This window comes from Kribbella sp. VKM Ac-2569 (assembly GCF_004216905.1).
GTDB lineage: Bacteria > Actinomycetota > Actinomycetes > Propionibacteriales > Kribbellaceae > Kribbella.
Genome location: NZ_SGXJ01000005.1, coordinates 63,045 through 77,957, shown reverse-complemented (window position 1 = coordinate 77,957; position 14,913 = coordinate 63,045). Strand labels below are relative to the sequence as shown.

15 protein-coding genes are annotated in these 14,913 nt (G+C 67.5%); 12 read left to right on the top strand and 3 right to left on the bottom strand.

The genetic code is table 11. The features are described 5' to 3' along the window. Window positions 1–4 precede the first annotated feature (4 nt). The 8 genes from zwf to EV649_RS31370 all read left to right on the top strand — a co-directional run bounded on the left by zwf (window position 5) and on the right by EV649_RS31370 (window position 7,733). A complete protein-coding gene (gene zwf / locus EV649_RS31405) occupies window positions 5–1,501 on the top strand; it encodes a glucose-6-phosphate dehydrogenase (RefSeq protein WP_130387281.1) in 1,497 nt (498 codons plus the stop codon). Between the two features lie 83 nt (window positions 1,502–1,584). Next, window positions 1,585–1,818 (top strand): hypothetical protein, encoded by a 234-nt coding sequence (locus tag EV649_RS31400; protein WP_130387280.1) that lies wholly within the window; start codon window positions 1,585–1,587, stop codon window positions 1,816–1,818. Between the two features lie 2 nt (window positions 1,819–1,820). Next, entirely contained in the window at window positions 1,821–3,563 is a 1,743-nt protein-coding gene (gene frdA / locus EV649_RS31395) for a fumarate reductase (quinol) flavoprotein subunit (protein WP_130387279.1), read from the top strand. 2 nt (window positions 3,564–3,565) lie between these two features. Beyond that, a complete protein-coding gene (locus EV649_RS31390) occupies window positions 3,566–4,327 on the top strand; it encodes a succinate dehydrogenase/fumarate reductase iron-sulfur subunit (protein ID WP_130387278.1) in 762 nt (253 codons plus the stop codon). Further along, on the top strand, window positions 4,324–4,704 hold the full coding sequence (locus EV649_RS31385) for a fumarate reductase subunit C (RefSeq protein ID WP_130387277.1): 381 nt from the start codon (window positions 4,324–4,326) through the stop codon (window positions 4,702–4,704). Before EV649_RS31390 ends, EV649_RS31385 begins: the two co-directional genes overlap by 4 nt. After that, on the top strand, window positions 4,701–5,054 hold the full coding sequence (frdD, locus tag EV649_RS31380; RefSeq protein ID WP_130387276.1) for a fumarate reductase subunit FrdD: 354 nt from the start codon (window positions 4,701–4,703) through the stop codon (window positions 5,052–5,054). Before EV649_RS31385 ends, frdD begins: the two co-directional genes overlap by 4 nt. Before the next feature lie 15 nt (window positions 5,055–5,069). Beyond that, a complete protein-coding gene (gene cobF / locus EV649_RS31375) occupies window positions 5,070–5,837 on the top strand; it encodes a precorrin-6A synthase (deacetylating) (RefSeq protein ID WP_130387275.1) in 768 nt (255 codons plus the stop codon). Window positions 5,838–6,173: 336 nt separating this feature from the next. Then, window positions 6,174–7,733 (top strand): carboxylesterase family protein, encoded by a 1,560-nt coding sequence (locus tag EV649_RS31370; RefSeq protein ID WP_198682797.1) that lies wholly within the window; start codon window positions 6,174–6,176, stop codon window positions 7,731–7,733. Here EV649_RS31370 and EV649_RS31365 read toward each other — a convergent pair. The 3 genes from EV649_RS31365 to EV649_RS31355 form a co-directional block, all read right to left on the bottom strand. Then, window positions 7,675–8,301 carry a TMEM175 family protein gene (locus EV649_RS31365; protein ID WP_241999019.1) on the bottom strand — a complete coding sequence of 209 codons (627 nt, stop codon included), beginning with the start codon at window positions 8,299–8,301 and terminating at the stop codon, window positions 7,675–7,677. The two genes, EV649_RS31370 and EV649_RS31365, sit on opposite strands and share 59 nt — an antisense overlap. A gap of 23 nt (window positions 8,302–8,324) precedes the next feature. Continuing rightward, complete coding sequence (locus EV649_RS31360) at window positions 8,325–9,740, bottom strand: MFS transporter (RefSeq protein ID WP_241998917.1); 1,416 nt, start codon at window positions 9,738–9,740, stop codon at window positions 8,325–8,327. 107 nt (window positions 9,741–9,847) lie between these two features. Beyond that, complete coding sequence (locus tag EV649_RS31355; RefSeq protein ID WP_130387273.1) at window positions 9,848–10,330, bottom strand: MarR family transcriptional regulator; 483 nt, start codon at window positions 10,328–10,330, stop codon at window positions 9,848–9,850. Window positions 10,331–10,479: 149 nt separating this feature from the next. On the opposite strand from EV649_RS31355, the gene EV649_RS31350 reads away from it, so the two are divergent. The 4 genes from EV649_RS31350 to EV649_RS31335 are packed head-to-tail and all read left to right on the top strand — an operon-like array spanning window position 10,480 to window position 14,909. Next, window positions 10,480–11,652 carry an MFS transporter gene (locus EV649_RS31350; protein ID WP_130387272.1) on the top strand — a complete coding sequence of 391 codons (1,173 nt, stop codon included), beginning with the start codon at window positions 10,480–10,482 and terminating at the stop codon, window positions 11,650–11,652. Between the two features lie 10 nt (window positions 11,653–11,662). Continuing rightward, window positions 11,663–12,760 carry a precorrin-3B synthase gene (locus tag EV649_RS42075; protein ID WP_277875718.1) on the top strand — a complete coding sequence of 366 codons (1,098 nt, stop codon included), beginning with the start codon at window positions 11,663–11,665 and terminating at the stop codon, window positions 12,758–12,760. Beyond that, window positions 12,757–13,386 (top strand): precorrin-8X methylmutase, encoded by a 630-nt coding sequence (locus tag EV649_RS31340; RefSeq protein WP_130387270.1) that lies wholly within the window; start codon window positions 12,757–12,759, stop codon window positions 13,384–13,386. Before EV649_RS42075 ends, EV649_RS31340 begins: the two co-directional genes overlap by 4 nt. Next, window positions 13,383–14,909 carry a precorrin-2 C(20)-methyltransferase gene (locus EV649_RS31335; RefSeq protein WP_130387269.1) on the top strand — a complete coding sequence of 509 codons (1,527 nt, stop codon included), beginning with the start codon at window positions 13,383–13,385 and terminating at the stop codon, window positions 14,907–14,909. Before EV649_RS31340 ends, EV649_RS31335 begins: the two co-directional genes overlap by 4 nt. Window positions 14,910–14,913: the final 4 nt, after the last annotated feature.

Below are 14,913 nucleotides of genomic sequence, written 5' to 3'. Positions count from 1 at the left end.
CTGAATGCCTGACCGTACTCAGACCATTGCGTATCCGGCACTCGGGTCGCGGCCGTCACGGCGGGACCCGGAGCCGTTGGCGCCGCACGTGATCGTGCTGTTCGGGGCCACCGGCGATCTCGCCAAGCGCAAGCTGCTGCCCGGCCTGGCGTACCTGCAGCAGTCCAAGTTCACACCGGATGTCCGGGTCATCGGGACCGCCACAGAGGACCTGACCAGCGACGAGTTCCGCGAGCGCGCGCGGAAGGCGGTCGAGACGTTCGGCACCCACAAGATGAGCGACCAGGAGTGGGCGCAGTTCGCCGACCGGCTCGAGTATGTGCCGGTCACCGCCGGGCCAGACGCACTGGCGTCCGCGGTGAAGGCCGCCGAGGAGCTGCTAGGCCCGGATGCCCGGCGTCTGCACTACCTGTCGGTGCCCCCGAAGGCGGCGCAGGCGGTGATCGCGATGCTTCGCGACGCCGGCCTGGTCGAACGCGCCCGGGTGGTGATGGAGAAACCGTTCGGCGACGACCTGGCGACCGCGATCGATCTGAATGACTTCGTCCACGAGACGTTCGACGAGTCGCAGATCTTCCGGATCGACCACTTCCTCGGCAAGGAAGCCGCGCTGAACATCCTCGCGTTCCGGTTCGCGAACGGCCTGTTCGAGCCGATCTGGAACCGGAACTTCATCGACCACGTGCAGATCGACATCCCCGAGTCGCTCGGCTTGGACCAGCGCGCCACCTTCTACGAGCCGACCGGCGCGTTCAAGGACATGGTCGTCACGCACCTGATGCAGGTGATGTCGTTCGTCGCGATGGAGCCGCCGACCGCCCTGGAGCCGCGGGCGATCTCGGAGGAGAAAAACAAGGTCTTCCGGTCGATGCTGCCGATCAACCCGGGCGACGTGGTCCGCGGGCAGTACTCCGGTTACCGCAGCGAGGAGGGTGTCGCGCCGGACTCGGACACCGAGACATTCATCGCGCTGAAGGTGGAGATCGACAACTGGCGCTGGGCCGGCGTGCCGTTCTACCTGCGCACCGGCAAGAAGATGGCCGAGGGCCAGCGGATCATCTCGATCGCCTTCAAGGAGGCGCCGAAGACCATGTTCCCGGCCGGCTCCGGCGTCGGCTCGGAAGGCCCGGACCATCTGACCTTCGACCTGGCCGACTCGTCGCGGGTGTCGCTGTCGTTCTACGGCAAGCGTCCCGGTCCGGGGATGCGGCTGGAGAAGCTGTCGATGCAGTTCTCCACCCAGGAGACCGGGAGCGCAGGCGACGTACTGGAGGCGTACGAGCGGCTGATCCTGGACGCGATGCGCGGCGACCACACGCTGTTCACGACGGCCGAGGGCATCGAGTCGCTGTGGGACCGGTCGGCGCCGCTGCTCGAAGACCCGCCGCCGGTCAAGCCGTACCAACCCGGCACCTGGGGACCGAACGCGATCCACCAGCTGATCGCCCCGCGCGCCTGGCGGCTGCCCTTCGAACGCGAGTGGCGCCAGGCCAAGCAGTAACCCATTGCCGTCCTCGCCCGGCAGGCGCACTATCGAGGTGTGATGTAAGTCACGAACACCTCGGAGGGCGAGGAGGTGGGCGAATGACGGGGACCAAGACGCATCTCACTGGGGAGCGGGCGCCCTGTGGGCGGCTCGGAGATGCCGATCGAAGCCAGGAAGACGACTTCGAGGGCTTCCGGCTCGACGACGTGCGGTTTGCCTGTGGGTGCCGGCAGATGCGGCACGAGTTCCACGACGGGAGCGTCCGGATCCGGACTGTGCGGCACGACGGCAAAGTGCTGATGGACGAGCACAGCGGCGATCACGAAGCCTGACCATGGCTGACTATCACGATGTGGTCGTGGTCGGAGGTGGCGGTGCCGGGTTGAGAGCTGCCATAGCGGTGGCCGAGACCAACCCGGCACTGCGCGTTGCGGTGATCTCGAAGGTCTACCCGATGCGCAGCCACACGGTGTCCGCCGAGGGCGGTGCCGCGGCCGTGGCCGCGCCCGACGACACGCTGGACGAGCACGCGTACGACACCGTGTCCGGCAGCGACTGGCTGTGTGACCAGGACGCCGTCGAGGCGTTCGTCGCCGAGGCCCCTCGGGAGCTTCTGCGGCTCGAGCACTGGGGCTGCCCGTGGAGCCGGCAACCGGACGGGAAGATCGCCGTCCGCGCGTTCGGCGGCATGAAGAAGAAGCGCACCTGGTTCGCCGCCGACCGGACAGGGTTCCACCTGCTGCACACGCTCTTCCAGACCGCGCTCTCCTACTCGGACATCGTCCGGTACGACGAGTGGTACGTCACCAAGATCCTGGTCGACGACGGACGCGCGTACGGCGTGGTCGCGATCGAACTCGCGACCGGGCGGATCGAGACCATCACGGCGAACGCGGTGATCCTCTGCACCGGCGGCTGCGGACGGGTCTTCCCGTTCACGACGAACGCCAACATCAAGACCGGCGACGGGATGGCTCTCGCCTATCGTGCCGGCGCCCCGCTCAAGGACATGGAGTTCGTCCAGTACCACCCGACCGGCCTGCCGTTCACCGGGATCCTGATCACCGAGGCGGCCCGGGCCGAAGGCGGGTGGCTGATCAACAAGGAGGGCTACCGCTACCTGCAGGACTACGACCTCGGTACTCCGACGCCGGAACCGGTCCTGCGCAATATGGAACTCGGGCCACGCGACCGGTTGTCGCAGGCGTTCGTCCACGAAGTGGAGAAGGGTCGCACGATCCAGACGCCGTACGGACCGGTCGTCCTTCTGGATCTGCGGCACCTGGGAGCGAAGCTGATCGACGCCAAGCTGCCGTTCGTCCGGGAGTTGTGCTCGAAGTACCAGAACATCGATCCGGTGACTGAGCTCGTCCCGGTGCGCCCGGTCGTGCACTACATGATGGGCGGGGTTCACACGGACATTCGCGGCGCGACCCCGCTCGACGGCCTGTACGCCGCCGGTGAGGTGGCCTGCGTCAGCATCAACGGCGCCAATCGGCTGGGGTCGAACTCGTTGCCGGAGTGCCTGGTCTTCGGTAACCGTGCCGGCCGTGCTGCCGCGGTGTTCGCGGCTCGGTATCACCGCGAAGTGCCGGCGTCGATCATCGCGCAGGGCCGGGACGAGGAGCGCCGGCTGGCGGCCGAGCTGGGCCGGCGCGTCGAGGGGCATCAGCGGATCGCGGACATCCGGACCGAGATGCAGGCCGCGATGGAGAACGGGGCCGGGATCTACCGGGACGGCGACTCGCTGACCAAGGCCGCCCACGAGCTGGCGGAGCTCCGGCTGCGCTTCCAGCACGCGGGGATCGACGACCACAGCACCAACTTCAACACCGAGCTGATCGCGTGGCTCGAACTCGGGTTCATGCTGGATGTTGCCGAGTGCATCATCGACAGCGCAGCGCTTCGGGAGGAGTCGCGCGGCGCGCACCAGCGGACCGACTTCCCGGCGCGCGACGACGACCGTTTCCTGGCGCATTCGCTGGTACGACGCCAACCGGACGGAACCAGCCGCGTCGGGTACCTCCCGGTGACGATCACCCGCTGGCCGCCGGGCGAACGGATCTACGGGAGATAGCGATGGCAGCAACCGAGATCACGCTGGAGGTCGCCCGCTACCGGCCAGGAGTCGACAGCGAGCCTGTGCTGCAGTCGTACCAGGTCCCACTGCGGGAGCACTGGGCGATCCTTGACGGTCTCACCTACGTGAAGGACCACCTGGACGGCACGCTGTCGTTCCGGTGGTCGTGCCGGATGGGCATCTGCGGCAGTTGCGGCATGACGGTGAACGGCGAACCCCAGTTGAGTTGTGCGACCTTCCTCACCGACTACGCCCCCGGTCCGATCCGGGTCGAGCCGCTGCACAATTTCCCGGTCGTCCGCGACCTGGTCGTGGACATCGACGACTTCATGACCAAGCTGCCGAAGGTCAAGCCGTGGGTGATTCGAGAGGTGCAGAGTCCGATCGAGGAGGGCGAGTACCTGCAGACGCCGGAGGAAATGGACGAGTGCCAGCAGTTCAGCATGTGCATCAACTGCATGCTGTGCTACTCGGCCTGCCCGGTCTACAGCCTCGAACCGGACTTCCTCGGCCCGGCGGCGATCGCCCTGGCGCAGCGCTACAACCTCGACTCGCGCGACGAGGGCGCCGACGAGCGTCGCGACGTACTGTCTTCGCCAGAAGGGATCTGGGCCTGCACGTTCGTGGGTGAATGCAGTGCCGTCTGCCCGAAGGGCGTGGATCCGGCTGGGGCGATCCAGCGCTACAAACTGACGGCCGCGACGCAGTCGATCAAGGAACTGCTGATGCCGCGGAGTCTGATTCCCCGGAGCAAGGGGTGAGCGTGTACCAGCGGCCGGTGCACCTGTTCTGGTGGCTCGAACGCCGTGCGTATGTGCTGTTCGTACTGCGTGAGCTCAGCAGCGTCTTCGTCGCGTGGTTCGTGGTGTTCCTGCTGTTGCTGGTGAATGCGATCAGCGACGGCGCCGCGTCGTACCAGCGCTTCCTCGACTGGAGTGGGCAGTGGTGGATGGTCGCGATCAACGTGCTCGCGATGCTGTTCGTACTGCTGCATGTGGTGACGTGGTTCGGTCTGGCACCGCGGGCGATGGCGATCAAGGTGCGCGGGAGCCGGGTACCGGCGAAGCAGATCGTTGCCGCGCACTACCTGGCCTGGTTGGTGTTGTCGGCAGCCGTCGCGTGGCTGGTAGTGCGATGAACCGCCGCCGCTCCCCCGAACCCCTGCTGTGGATGCTGTTCAGCTCGGGCGGCATGGTGGCCGCACTGATGGTGCCGATCCTGCTGTTCCTGTTCGGCATCGTGTTCCCCCTCGGCCTGTTGTCGACGCCATCCCATGCCCACCTGTACGCCGTACTGCACAACCCACTGACCCGGCTGGTGCTCTTCGGCCTGTGTGCGCTGGCGCTGTTCCACTGGGCCCACCGCTTCCGTTACACCTTGTACGACGGGTTACAGCTGAAGCGGTACGCCGTACCGATCGTGGTGCTGTGCTACGGCGGCGCCGTTGTGGGATGTGTCATCGCAGCCGGACTGCTACTGACTGTCTGACATAGGCTGCCGCGCATGCGGGAGATTGTGGTTGTCGGGGTCGGTGCGGGTGATCCGGAGCAGGTGACGATGCAGGCCGTGTCGGCGCTGAACCGGGTCGACGTGTTCTTCGTGCTGGACAAGGGCGAGGTCAAGCAGGAGCTGGTGGATCTCCGGTCGGAGATCCTGCGGCGGTACGCGACGTCGAAGGAGTTCCGGGTTGTCGTCGGGCGGGACCCGGAGCGGGATCGTACGACGTCGGCGTACGTCGAGGCGGTCGACGACTGGCGGCGGCGGCGGGCCGACGTGTGCGCGGACCTGATCGCGACCGAGCTGGGCGAGGACCAGGTCGGGGCGTTCCTGGTGTGGGGCGACCCGTCGCTGTACGACAGCACGCTGGCGATCCTGGACGACATCCTGGCGCGGGGCGAGCTCGCGTTCTCGGTCGAGGTGATTCCCGGGATCAGCAGCGTGTCGACACTCGCCGCGCGGCATCGGGTCGGGCTGAACCAGGTCGGGCGCCCGATCCAGATCACCACCGGCAGGCGGCTCGCGAAGGAGTGGCCGGAGGGCGTGGACGACCTCGTGGTGATGCTCGACGCCCAGACCGCGTTCACCGAGCATGTCGACCAGGACGCTGATATCTACTGGGGCGCGTACCTCGGCACGCCGGACGAGCTCCTGATTTCGGGTCCGCTGCGCGAGGTCGCCCCCGAGATCGAGAAGGTCCGCGCCGAGGCGCGGGAAAGGAAAGGCTGGATCATGGACACGTATCTGCTGCGGAGACAACGCCCGGAAGCTTAGTTCCATGCTGCCAGGACCGCGCCGGAGATTCGTGCGATCAGTCCGCGGTCAGCTGGACGCCCGCCCCTGAACTCCGGCCCCCAAACCGGTTTGGGGAGGCCTACCCGCCCGAATCGGGCAGTAGCGCTCCCCGGTCGGAGGCCCGAGCCTCCCCAAACCGGTTTGGGGGGCTTGTGGAGCGCGAGGTCCGGCCTGGGCGGGCTGGGCGCGGAGAGCCGCGATCGCACCGGGCCGGACTGACGACGCGAACTCGCGGCGCAGGACTAGACCAAAGTCTTAACAGTTTTGGCCGCTGGGCCGAAGTCGCGGGCGCGTCTGCTGGCGGAGGGTGCCGGTATGACGAAGAAGAGACTGTTGGCGATGATTGCGGCCGTGGTGGCTCCGGCTGGGTTGTTGGTGGCGTTTGCCGGGGTGGGTGAGGCCGCTGAACCGGGTGCCGTGCGGACCGACAAAGGGTTGGTTGCGGCCAAGAGCGTTGGGGATGCGCTGGTGTACGACGGGATTCCGTACGCTGCTCCGCCCGTTGGGGCGTTGCGGTGGAAGGCGCCGCAGCCGGTGCAGGCGTGGAGCGGCGTACGGGCGTCCAAGCCGGGCAGCGTGTGTGCGCAGCAGGCGAACTCCGAGGCTCCGGACGGCTCGACAGCCGAGGACTGCCTGTATCTGAACGTGACGACTCCCGCCAAGCCGTCCACGAAACCACGGGCCGTCGTGGTGTGGATCCCCGGCGGCGGGTTCTTCTCCGGCGCCGGCAGCAGCTACGAGGCGTCGAAGTTCGCCGCCCGCGGTGACGTGGTCGTTGTCACGGTCAACTACCGCCTCGGCATCTTCGGCTTCTTCGGGTACCCGGGCCTGCCGGGCTCCGGCACGTTCGGCCTGCAGGACCAGCAGGCCGCCCTGCGCTGGGTGCAGCGCAACGCCGGCGCGTTCGGCGGCGACTCGCGCAACGTCACGGTGGCGGGAGAGTCCGCCGGCGGGATGAGCGTGTGCGCACAGCTGACCTCACCGACGGCCATCGGGCTGTTCGCTAAGGCGATCATGCAGAGCGGCTCGTGTGCCTTCAACTGGGCCGACAACAGCCAGTACCCGGGTCAGGCCGCTGACTCGCCCTGGGTCCCGGTCAGCCGGGTGCAGGCGAACGGCAAGGAGTGGGCCGACAGCAAGCACTGCACGACGCTCGACTGTCTGCGCGACGTGAAGGCCGACGTACTGGTGGACGACACACTCCAGTTCACGCAGGTCGGGTACGGCGGGACTCCCGTCGTACCGTTCAGCCCGGCGAAGGCGATGAAGGCCGGGCTGTTCCACCAGGTGCCGATCATCTCCGGGAACAACCACGATGAGGCGAACGGCTGGCTGGCCGCGTTCGGGGACATCAAGGACTACCCGGCGCTGGTGAAGACCATGGTCGGTGCGTCGAAGGCGGCTGAGGTACTACGGCAGTACCCGCAGTCGCGCTACGAGTCACCAGCTGCAGCGTGGGGTGCTGTGACGACGGACCGGATCTGGTCGTGCACACAGGTCGCGACGGATCAGCAGGCGGCGCGCAAGGTCCCGGTGTACGCGTACGAGTTCGCCGACAAGCACTCCCCGATCGCGGCACCCGGGCTGGGAGCCGCACACGCTATGGAGCTCCCGTACCTGTTCCGGCTCGGCGGGTACGACTTCCCGATGTCGCAGACGCAGCAGAGGCTGTCGAACCAGATGATCGACTACTGGACAGCGTTCGCGCGGACGGGCAACCCGAACGGACCGAACCGGCCGCACTGGTCGCCGACCGGCGTACAGGGCGTCAACGGGCTCTCACTCGCACCGACGGACCAGGGCGGCATCCAGCGAGTCAATCTGACTGCTGAGCACCAGTGCGGGTTCTGGAGCGGCCTTTCCACACCCGCATGAAGATCGGCGACAGCAGCAGCAGGAACATCGCGTAGAAGTGCACGCCTGGCACCAGCGACGCCAGGAGGTAGGCGAGCACGGTCAACCCGGTCAGCAGCAGGGAGCCGACAAGCTCCTGCTGCCCGATCGGGTTGTCCGGGCTCTCCAACTCCTTGTGACCACGGACCATCCATGTGAGCGCGGACTGGCACACACTGAGCGCCAGGATCGTGCCGATGTAGAGACCGGCGGTGAACCGGTCGCTCTCGAATGCACCGACGATCTCGGTCGGGAACGGCAGTACGACGATGGTGAGCAACCACAGCAGATTCACCCGCATCATGGCTGGGGTGTACGCGCGGACGTGTTCGAACAGCCGGTGATGCCCCAGCCAGAAGCTCGCGATCACCACGAAGCTCAGCAGGAACGTGAAGATCTCCTGGCGGTGCTCGCTGATCACGCTGACCGCGTCACCGCCCTCCGCTTTCACCTCGGGTACGAGGTCGACCAGCGGCAGCACCAGCAACGTGATGGCGATCGCCACGACCGCATCGGTGAACAGAACCAGGCGGTCGGGGTCTCTCGACATACTCACGGCCGCCACAGTAGCGGTCAGCGGTGTCCGATCCGGAGCAGACTGATCGACAGCAGGAGGGCTGCCAGTACGAATCCGGCCGCTGCGAGCCACGCGGCGCCATAGCCGTCACGTAGTGCCAGCAGGTCGCCGGCACCTTCGGTGAGGCGGTGTGAGGTGGTGGATGCGGCCAGCGTGGCCAGTACGGCGGTGCCGACGGCTGCACCAGCTTGCTGAGCGGTGTTGTTGAGTCCTGAGGCGAGTCCGGCGTCGCTGGCGTCCGCACCGGACATCGCGAGCATGATCGACGCTGGGATCGCCACACCGATGCCGGCACCCATCACTGCGAGCACTGGTCCGACGTTGACGACGTACGAGCCGTCTACTGGTGCACGGCTGATCCAGAGCAGCGCCAGCAGGAAGACGACCAGTCCGGCGATCAGCATCTTGCGTGGGCCGAAGCGGACGGTGAGGCGTGGTGCGAGGGACAGGGACATCAGCCCGTTCATGAGCGGCGCGGGCAGGAACGCGAGGCCGGTGGTGAGCGAGTCGTAGCCGAGTACGCGCTGTACGTACAGCGCAGTGGTGAATTGGAAGCCGAAACCGGCTGCGAAGAGCAGTACGACCACACCGTTGGCCACGGTGAGTTGACGGCGCCTGAAGATGCGCAGGGCAAGCAGTGGGTGCTTGATGCGCGCCTGGCGTACGACGAAGGCGGTCAGCAGCAGTAGCGACGCCGCGGCCAGCACCAGCGTGCGAGTCAGCGTCGCCTGTGGTTCTGCGGTCTGGACGATCGTGTAGACGGCCAGCGAGAGACCTGCGGTCACCAGTACGGCGCCCAGTACGTCAGCACCGTTGGCGAGGCCGAGTCCCGGCTGGTGCGCGAGGAGCCGTACGGCGAACACGAGCGCGAGCACACCGATCGGGACGTTGATCAGGAACGCCCAGTGCCAGCCGACGGTCTGGGTGATCACACCACCGAAGATGAGCCCGATCGACGCACCGCTGGCGGCCGTGAAGCTGTAGACACCCATGGCGCGCGCCTGCTCACCGGGAGCCGGGTAGAGGCTCACGATCATGCCCAGGATCACTGCCGAGGCCAGCGCCCCGCCGACGCCCTGCAGGAATCTGCCGGCGATCAGCACCTCCGCACTGCCCGCCACCCCGCACAACAACGACGCCGCGGTGAACAACCCGAGCCCTGCGACGAAGACTCGTTTGCTCCCGATCAGATCCCCGATCCGCCCCGCCAGCAGAAGCAAGCCGGCGAACGCGATCAGGTACGAGTTCATCACCCACGCCAGCCCTGCCTGCGAAAACCCCAACTCCGCCTGAACAGTCGGCAACGCGACCGTCACCACGGTCCCGTCCAAGATGATCATCAACTGCATCACGCACAGGACAACGAGCGCCTTTCCCCGCGCCCGTACCCCCACCGACTCCACCACAGCCACAGCTCTCTCCCATCACGTAGCCCGATGAGAGAGACCATAACAGATAGTCCTGTAACAGACGATCTCTTATTGGATGACTCCTGAAATGAGCTGCCCGCCTGGTTGATTCAGCTCGTGCGCTGGCGGGAGCGGCGTACGGGTTGCGCCGTGGTCGGGGTGGCCAGCGGGCCGTCCACCAGGGTGGTGATGGAGTCCACGAAGGTCTTGCGGTGCGGGGCGGTGAGGGCTTCGAGGGCCTCGGCGTGGACGCGGTCGACGATCTGCTGGCCGGCTGCGGCGATCTCGGCGCCGGCGTCGGTGACGGCGATGATGCGGGCGCGGCGGTCGGTCGCGGAGGGCCGGCGTTCGGCGTACCCGGCCTTCTCGAGTGCGTCGACGGTGACCACCATCGTGGTCTTGTCCATGTAGGACAGTTCGGCGATCTGGATCTGCGTGCGTTCGGCCTCGAGTGCGTGGCGCAGTACGCACTGCATCCGCAGCGTCAGGCCGATCTCCGCCAGCGCCGCGGACAGCTGGGTCTCCAGGACATGGCCGGCGTGCGTGAGGTAGCCGGTGAGGTCGGGGACGGTACGTTCCGGAAGCTGCGCCATACCTTCGAGACTAGCTCGGATCATCTGTCCGGAGATCATCCCGAGCCGGATCATTCCCCGTGCGCGGAAATGCGACGGCTTGGTGGCTCTCGAGCGGGCTGTCGCAAAACCGCGAGCCGGTCGGCGTCACGGACAGTTGCCTGGAATGCATGACTGTTCTGACAACCCAGACTGCACCACGGGCCGTCCAGTGGTTCGGGGTCGGCGCGGTGACGCTGGGGATCTTCGCGATCGTCACCACCGAGATCCTCCCGATCGGCCTCCTCAGCCCGATCGGCGCCGACTTCGCGCTCACCCCGGGCCGCACCGGCTGGCTGATGACGATGCCCGGTCTGGTCGCCGCTGTCGCCGCACCGGTCGTCACACTCGCGACAGCTCGGCTGGACCGACGCCTCATGCTCTGTGCCCTCATGGTCCTGCTGGCCGTGGCCGGCTTCCTCGCAGCAGCCGCACCGGTCTTCTGGCTCGAACTGGTCGCCCGATTCCTCGTCGGCCTGACTATCGGCGGCTTCTGGTCCATCGGCGCCGGTCTCGCCGGACGACTCGTACCGAAGCGATGGGCGCCGCGAGCGACAGCTGTCATCTTCTCGGCAGTCCCGCTCGGCTCAGTGCTCGGCGTACCTGCAGGAACGTTCGTCGGTGAGCTCGCCGGCTGGCGTACGTCGTTCGCAGCGCTCGGCGTACTCGCCCTACTCGCACTGGTCACACTTCGCACCACCGTGTCGCCACTGCCGCCGTTGCAGGTCACCCACGCCGCGGTACTCCGCAAGGCCTTCCGCAGCAGTCGGACCGCCCTCATCGTCACCTGCCTGATCGTCACGGCACACTTCGCGACCTACACCTACGTCACGCCGTTCCTGCGCGAGGTGGTGCGTCCAGAGCTCATCGGCCTGTTCCTGCTCGTCTACGGCGCCGCAGGTCTGATCGGCAACGTCGTCGCGGGCCTGTGGGCAGCCCGCAACCTCCTCATCACCTTCGCCACCTGTGCCGCACTGATAGCCGCAGCGACGCTCCTCATGCCGGTGGCTGGCCGCAGTACGGCGGGAGCGTTGCTGATTCTCGTGGTCTGGGGACTCGGGTACGGCGGCGTACCGGTCTGCTCCATGAGCATGTTCGCGCAGGCCGTGCCCGAGTCGCCGGAGGCGGCGACCGTGTGGTTCACCTCCTCGTTCCAGGCGGTGCTGTCGGCCGGGGCGCTACTCGGTGGGCTCGTGGTGGATGCGTGGTCGGTGCCGATGGCGATGGTGGCCGGAGGCGGGTGTGCGCTGCTGGCGGTCGGGTTCCTGCTGTGGGCCAGAACACACCAGGTTCCGGGGACGTAGCATCACGGCTGTGGCGAGGACTGAAGTCGATCGATGCCCTGGTGTGCTGGCAGTGCACCAAGCGGCAGACGGCGGTCTCGCACGCGTACGGGTCCCCGGTGGACGGCTGACGACGACGCAGCTTGACGTACTCCGTCTTGCTGCCGCTGAACTGGGTGACGGGCGACTGGAGCTCACGTCGCGGGGCAACGTACAACTCCGCGGACTGCAGGCCGACGGGCCGCAGGACCTGTCGGACCGCCTCTTTACGGCCGGTCTGCTGCCGTCGATCGCACATGAACGCGTCCGCAACATCCTGGCGTCACCGCTCTCCGGTCTGGACCAACAGTCGAGGTACGACGTACTTCCTGTGGCCACTGCGCTGGATCGGGCGCTGTGCGACCGCCCTGCGTTGGCTGACCTGCCGGGACGGTTCCTGTTCGCGCTGGACGATGGACGCGGGGACCTGGCCGAACTAGCACCAGATGTTGCTGTGCGAACCCTGGACGAGCGGACTGCCTTGCTGAGCCTCGGGACCCGCGGTGTGCGGGTTCAGTGGGACATGGTGCCGGAGCTGATGCTGGCTGCGGCGGAGGCGTTCCTGGCGGTGCGCGACCAGGAGTGGCGGATCGCTGAGGTCGCTCGTGGTGAGGAGCTGGTCCTGGAGCGGCTTGGGCTGCGGGCGACTGAGATGCTGCCGGCTGAGACGGAGCGGGTCGTTGCTGGTGTGCATGGGACGGCGCTGGTTGTCACGGTTCCGCTGGGAAGTTTGACGCAGGAGCAGGCTGCCGCGTTGGTGCGGGTTGGCGATGAGGTTCGGGTCACGCCGTGGCGCTCTGTTGTGGTGCCGGCGGGTAGCACCGGCCTGGAAGAGGTCGGACTGGTGACCACGCCCGATTCCGTCTGGGAAGGTGTCACGGCTTGCGCAGGCCAGCCCGGATGTGCGAAGGCACTGGCCGATGTGCGCGCAGACGCGACCAGGATGCTAGGTGAGTTGGCGCGAGTGGTTGGGCCTGGGCGGCGGGTGCACTGGTCGGGTTGTGAGCGGCGGTGCGGGAAGCCGGGCGCCGGGTTCGTCGATGTTCTTGCGATAGGCAACGGTTATCTGGTGGACGGGGAACGGGTGTGAGTTACGAGTACGAGCGGGACGGCGCGGAGATCTACCGGCGGTCGTTCGCGACGATCCGGGCCGAGGCGGCGCTCGACGGGCTGCCGGCCGACGTGGCACAGGTCGCCGTACGGATGATTCACGCGTGCGGGATGACCGACCTGGTCGCCGACCTCGCCTGGTCGCCGAACGTGGTGAAGAACGCCCGCGCCGCGCTCCAGAACGGTGCACCGATCCTGTGCGACGCGCAGATGGTCGCGGCCGGCATCACCCGGCGACGGCTCCCGGCCGACAACGAGGTGATCTGCACGTTGCAGGACCCGCGCACGGTCGAGCTGGCGCAGCAACTGGAAACCACCAGGAGTGCAGCGGCCGTCGACCTCTGGCTGGATCATCTGGAAGGCGCAGTTGTTGCTATCGGAAACGCGCCGACCACACTGTTCCGCTTGCTGGAGGTGATCGCGGGCGGCGGTCCGCGTCCGGCAGCGGTGCTGGGCATTCCGGTCGGGTTCATCGGCGCGGCAGAGTCCAAGGAAGCGCTGGCGGCGAACGAGCTCGGACTGGAGTACTTCGTCGTCCGAGGACGCCGGGGTGGCAGCGCGATCACCGCTGCCGCCATCAACGCGATTGCGAGTGAGGCAGAGTGACCGGGCGGTTGTGGGGGGTCGGGCTCGGGCCTGGGGATCCTGAGCTGGTGACGGTGAAGGCGGCTCGGTTGATCGGGGCTGCGGACGTGATCGCGTTCCACAGTGCGCGGCACGGGCGGAGCATCGCGCGGTCGGTCGCCGCGCCGTACCTGACGCCCGGGCAGCTCGAGGAGCACCTCGTCTACCCGCTCACCACGGAGACGACCGACCATCCGGGCGGGTACCAGGGCGCGATGGACGACTTCTACGCCGACTGCGCCGCCCGGCTCGCCGCGCATCTCGACGCGGGCCGGGACGTGATCGTCCTCGCGGAGGGCGATCCGCTGTTCTACGGCTCGTACATGCACATGCACAAGCGCCTCGCGGACCGCTACCCGTGCGAGGTGGTCCCTGGCGTCACCTCTGTGAGCGCCGCAGCCGCCGTACTCGGCCGCCCGCTCTGCGAGCGCGACGAGATCCTCACCGTCCTGCCCGGCACCTTGCCACCCGACGTACTGGCGGACCGCCTCCGCTCGACCGACGCAGCCGCCGTGATGAAGCTCGGCCGCACGTTCGCCGGAGTCCGCGAAGCCTTCGAGCTCGCAGGTCGCGCCGACGAGGCCTGGTACGTCGAACGCGCGACAACCGACGCTCAGCGCACAGCACCGCTCAACGAGGTCGACCCGGACGAGGTCCCGTACTTCTCCCTCGCCCTCCTCCCGAGCCCCATCAACAACACCTTCGCCGCACCCGTGACCAAGACCGCCACCGAAGGCTCAGTCACCGTCGTCGGCCTCGGTCCGGCCGGCCCGGAGTGGATGACGCCGGAGGTGCGCGCCGCGATCGCCAGTGCGGACGACGTGATCGGCTACACGACGTACGTCGACCGCTTGCCGGACCGGGCCCGTCAGCGCAAGCACGGCTCGGACAACCGCGTTGAGTCGGAGCGGGCCGCGTTCGCCCTCGATCTGGCTCGTAAGGGCTCCACGGTGGTTGTGGTCTCGTCCGGTGACCCAGGGGTGTTCGCCATGGCCAGTGCGGTCACAGAGATCGCGGCGGAGCCGGAGTACGCCGACATCGTCGTACGGGTGCTGCCTGGCATGACGGCCGCACAGGCGGTCGCCAGCCGGGTCGGTGCGCCGCTCGGACACGACTACTGCGTGTTGTCGCTATCGGACCGGCTCAAGCCGTGGGACGTGATCGCCCAGCGCCTGACCGCGGCAGCGCAGGCAGACCTGGCGATAGCGATCTACAACCCCGCCTCCAGGTCCCGGACCTGGCAGGTCGAGGCGACCCGGGACCTGCTCCTGGAGCACCGCTCCCCCGGTACGCCGGTCGTGGTCGGACGCGACGTGGGCGGGCCGGAGGAGTCGATCACTGTGACAACACTGGCGGAACTGGATCCTCAAACGGTTGACATGCGGTGCCTGCTCCTGGTCGGCTCGTCACAGACCCGTACTGTGCCCCGGCCGGCCGGCTCGCTGGTGTTCACTCCACGCCGATACCCGGCGACGGTGAGTGAAGCCACCCCAGGAGTCGGTTAAATTC

Bases quoted from the DNA above. Each gene is read 5' to 3' on its own strand.
- frdA (WP_130387279.1), top strand. From the start codon at position 1,821: ATGGCTGACTATCACGATGTGGTCGTGGTCGGAGGTGGCGGTGCCGGG.
- frdD (WP_130387276.1), top strand. From the start codon at position 4,701: ATGAACCGCCGCCGCTCCCCCGAACCCCTGCTGTGGATGCTGTTCAGC.
- zwf (WP_130387281.1), top strand. From the start codon at position 5: ATGCCTGACCGTACTCAGACCATTGCGTATCCGGCACTCGGGTCGCGG.
- EV649_RS31400 (WP_130387280.1), top strand. From the start codon at position 1,585: ATGACGGGGACCAAGACGCATCTCACTGGGGAGCGGGCGCCCTGTGGG.
- EV649_RS31350 (WP_130387272.1), top strand. From the start codon at position 10,480: ATGACTGTTCTGACAACCCAGACTGCACCACGGGCCGTCCAGTGGTTC.
- EV649_RS31370 (WP_198682797.1), top strand. From the start codon at position 6,174: ATGACGAAGAAGAGACTGTTGGCGATGATTGCGGCCGTGGTGGCTCCG.
- cobF (WP_130387275.1), top strand. From the start codon at position 5,070: ATGCGGGAGATTGTGGTTGTCGGGGTCGGTGCGGGTGATCCGGAGCAG.
- EV649_RS31390 (WP_130387278.1), top strand. From the start codon at position 3,566: ATGGCAGCAACCGAGATCACGCTGGAGGTCGCCCGCTACCGGCCAGGA.
- EV649_RS31365 (WP_241999019.1), bottom strand. From the start codon at position 8,301: ATGTCGAGAGACCCCGACCGCCTGGTTCTGTTCACCGATGCGGTCGTG.
- EV649_RS31355 (WP_130387273.1), bottom strand. From the start codon at position 10,330: ATGGCGCAGCTTCCGGAACGTACCGTCCCCGACCTCACCGGCTACCTC.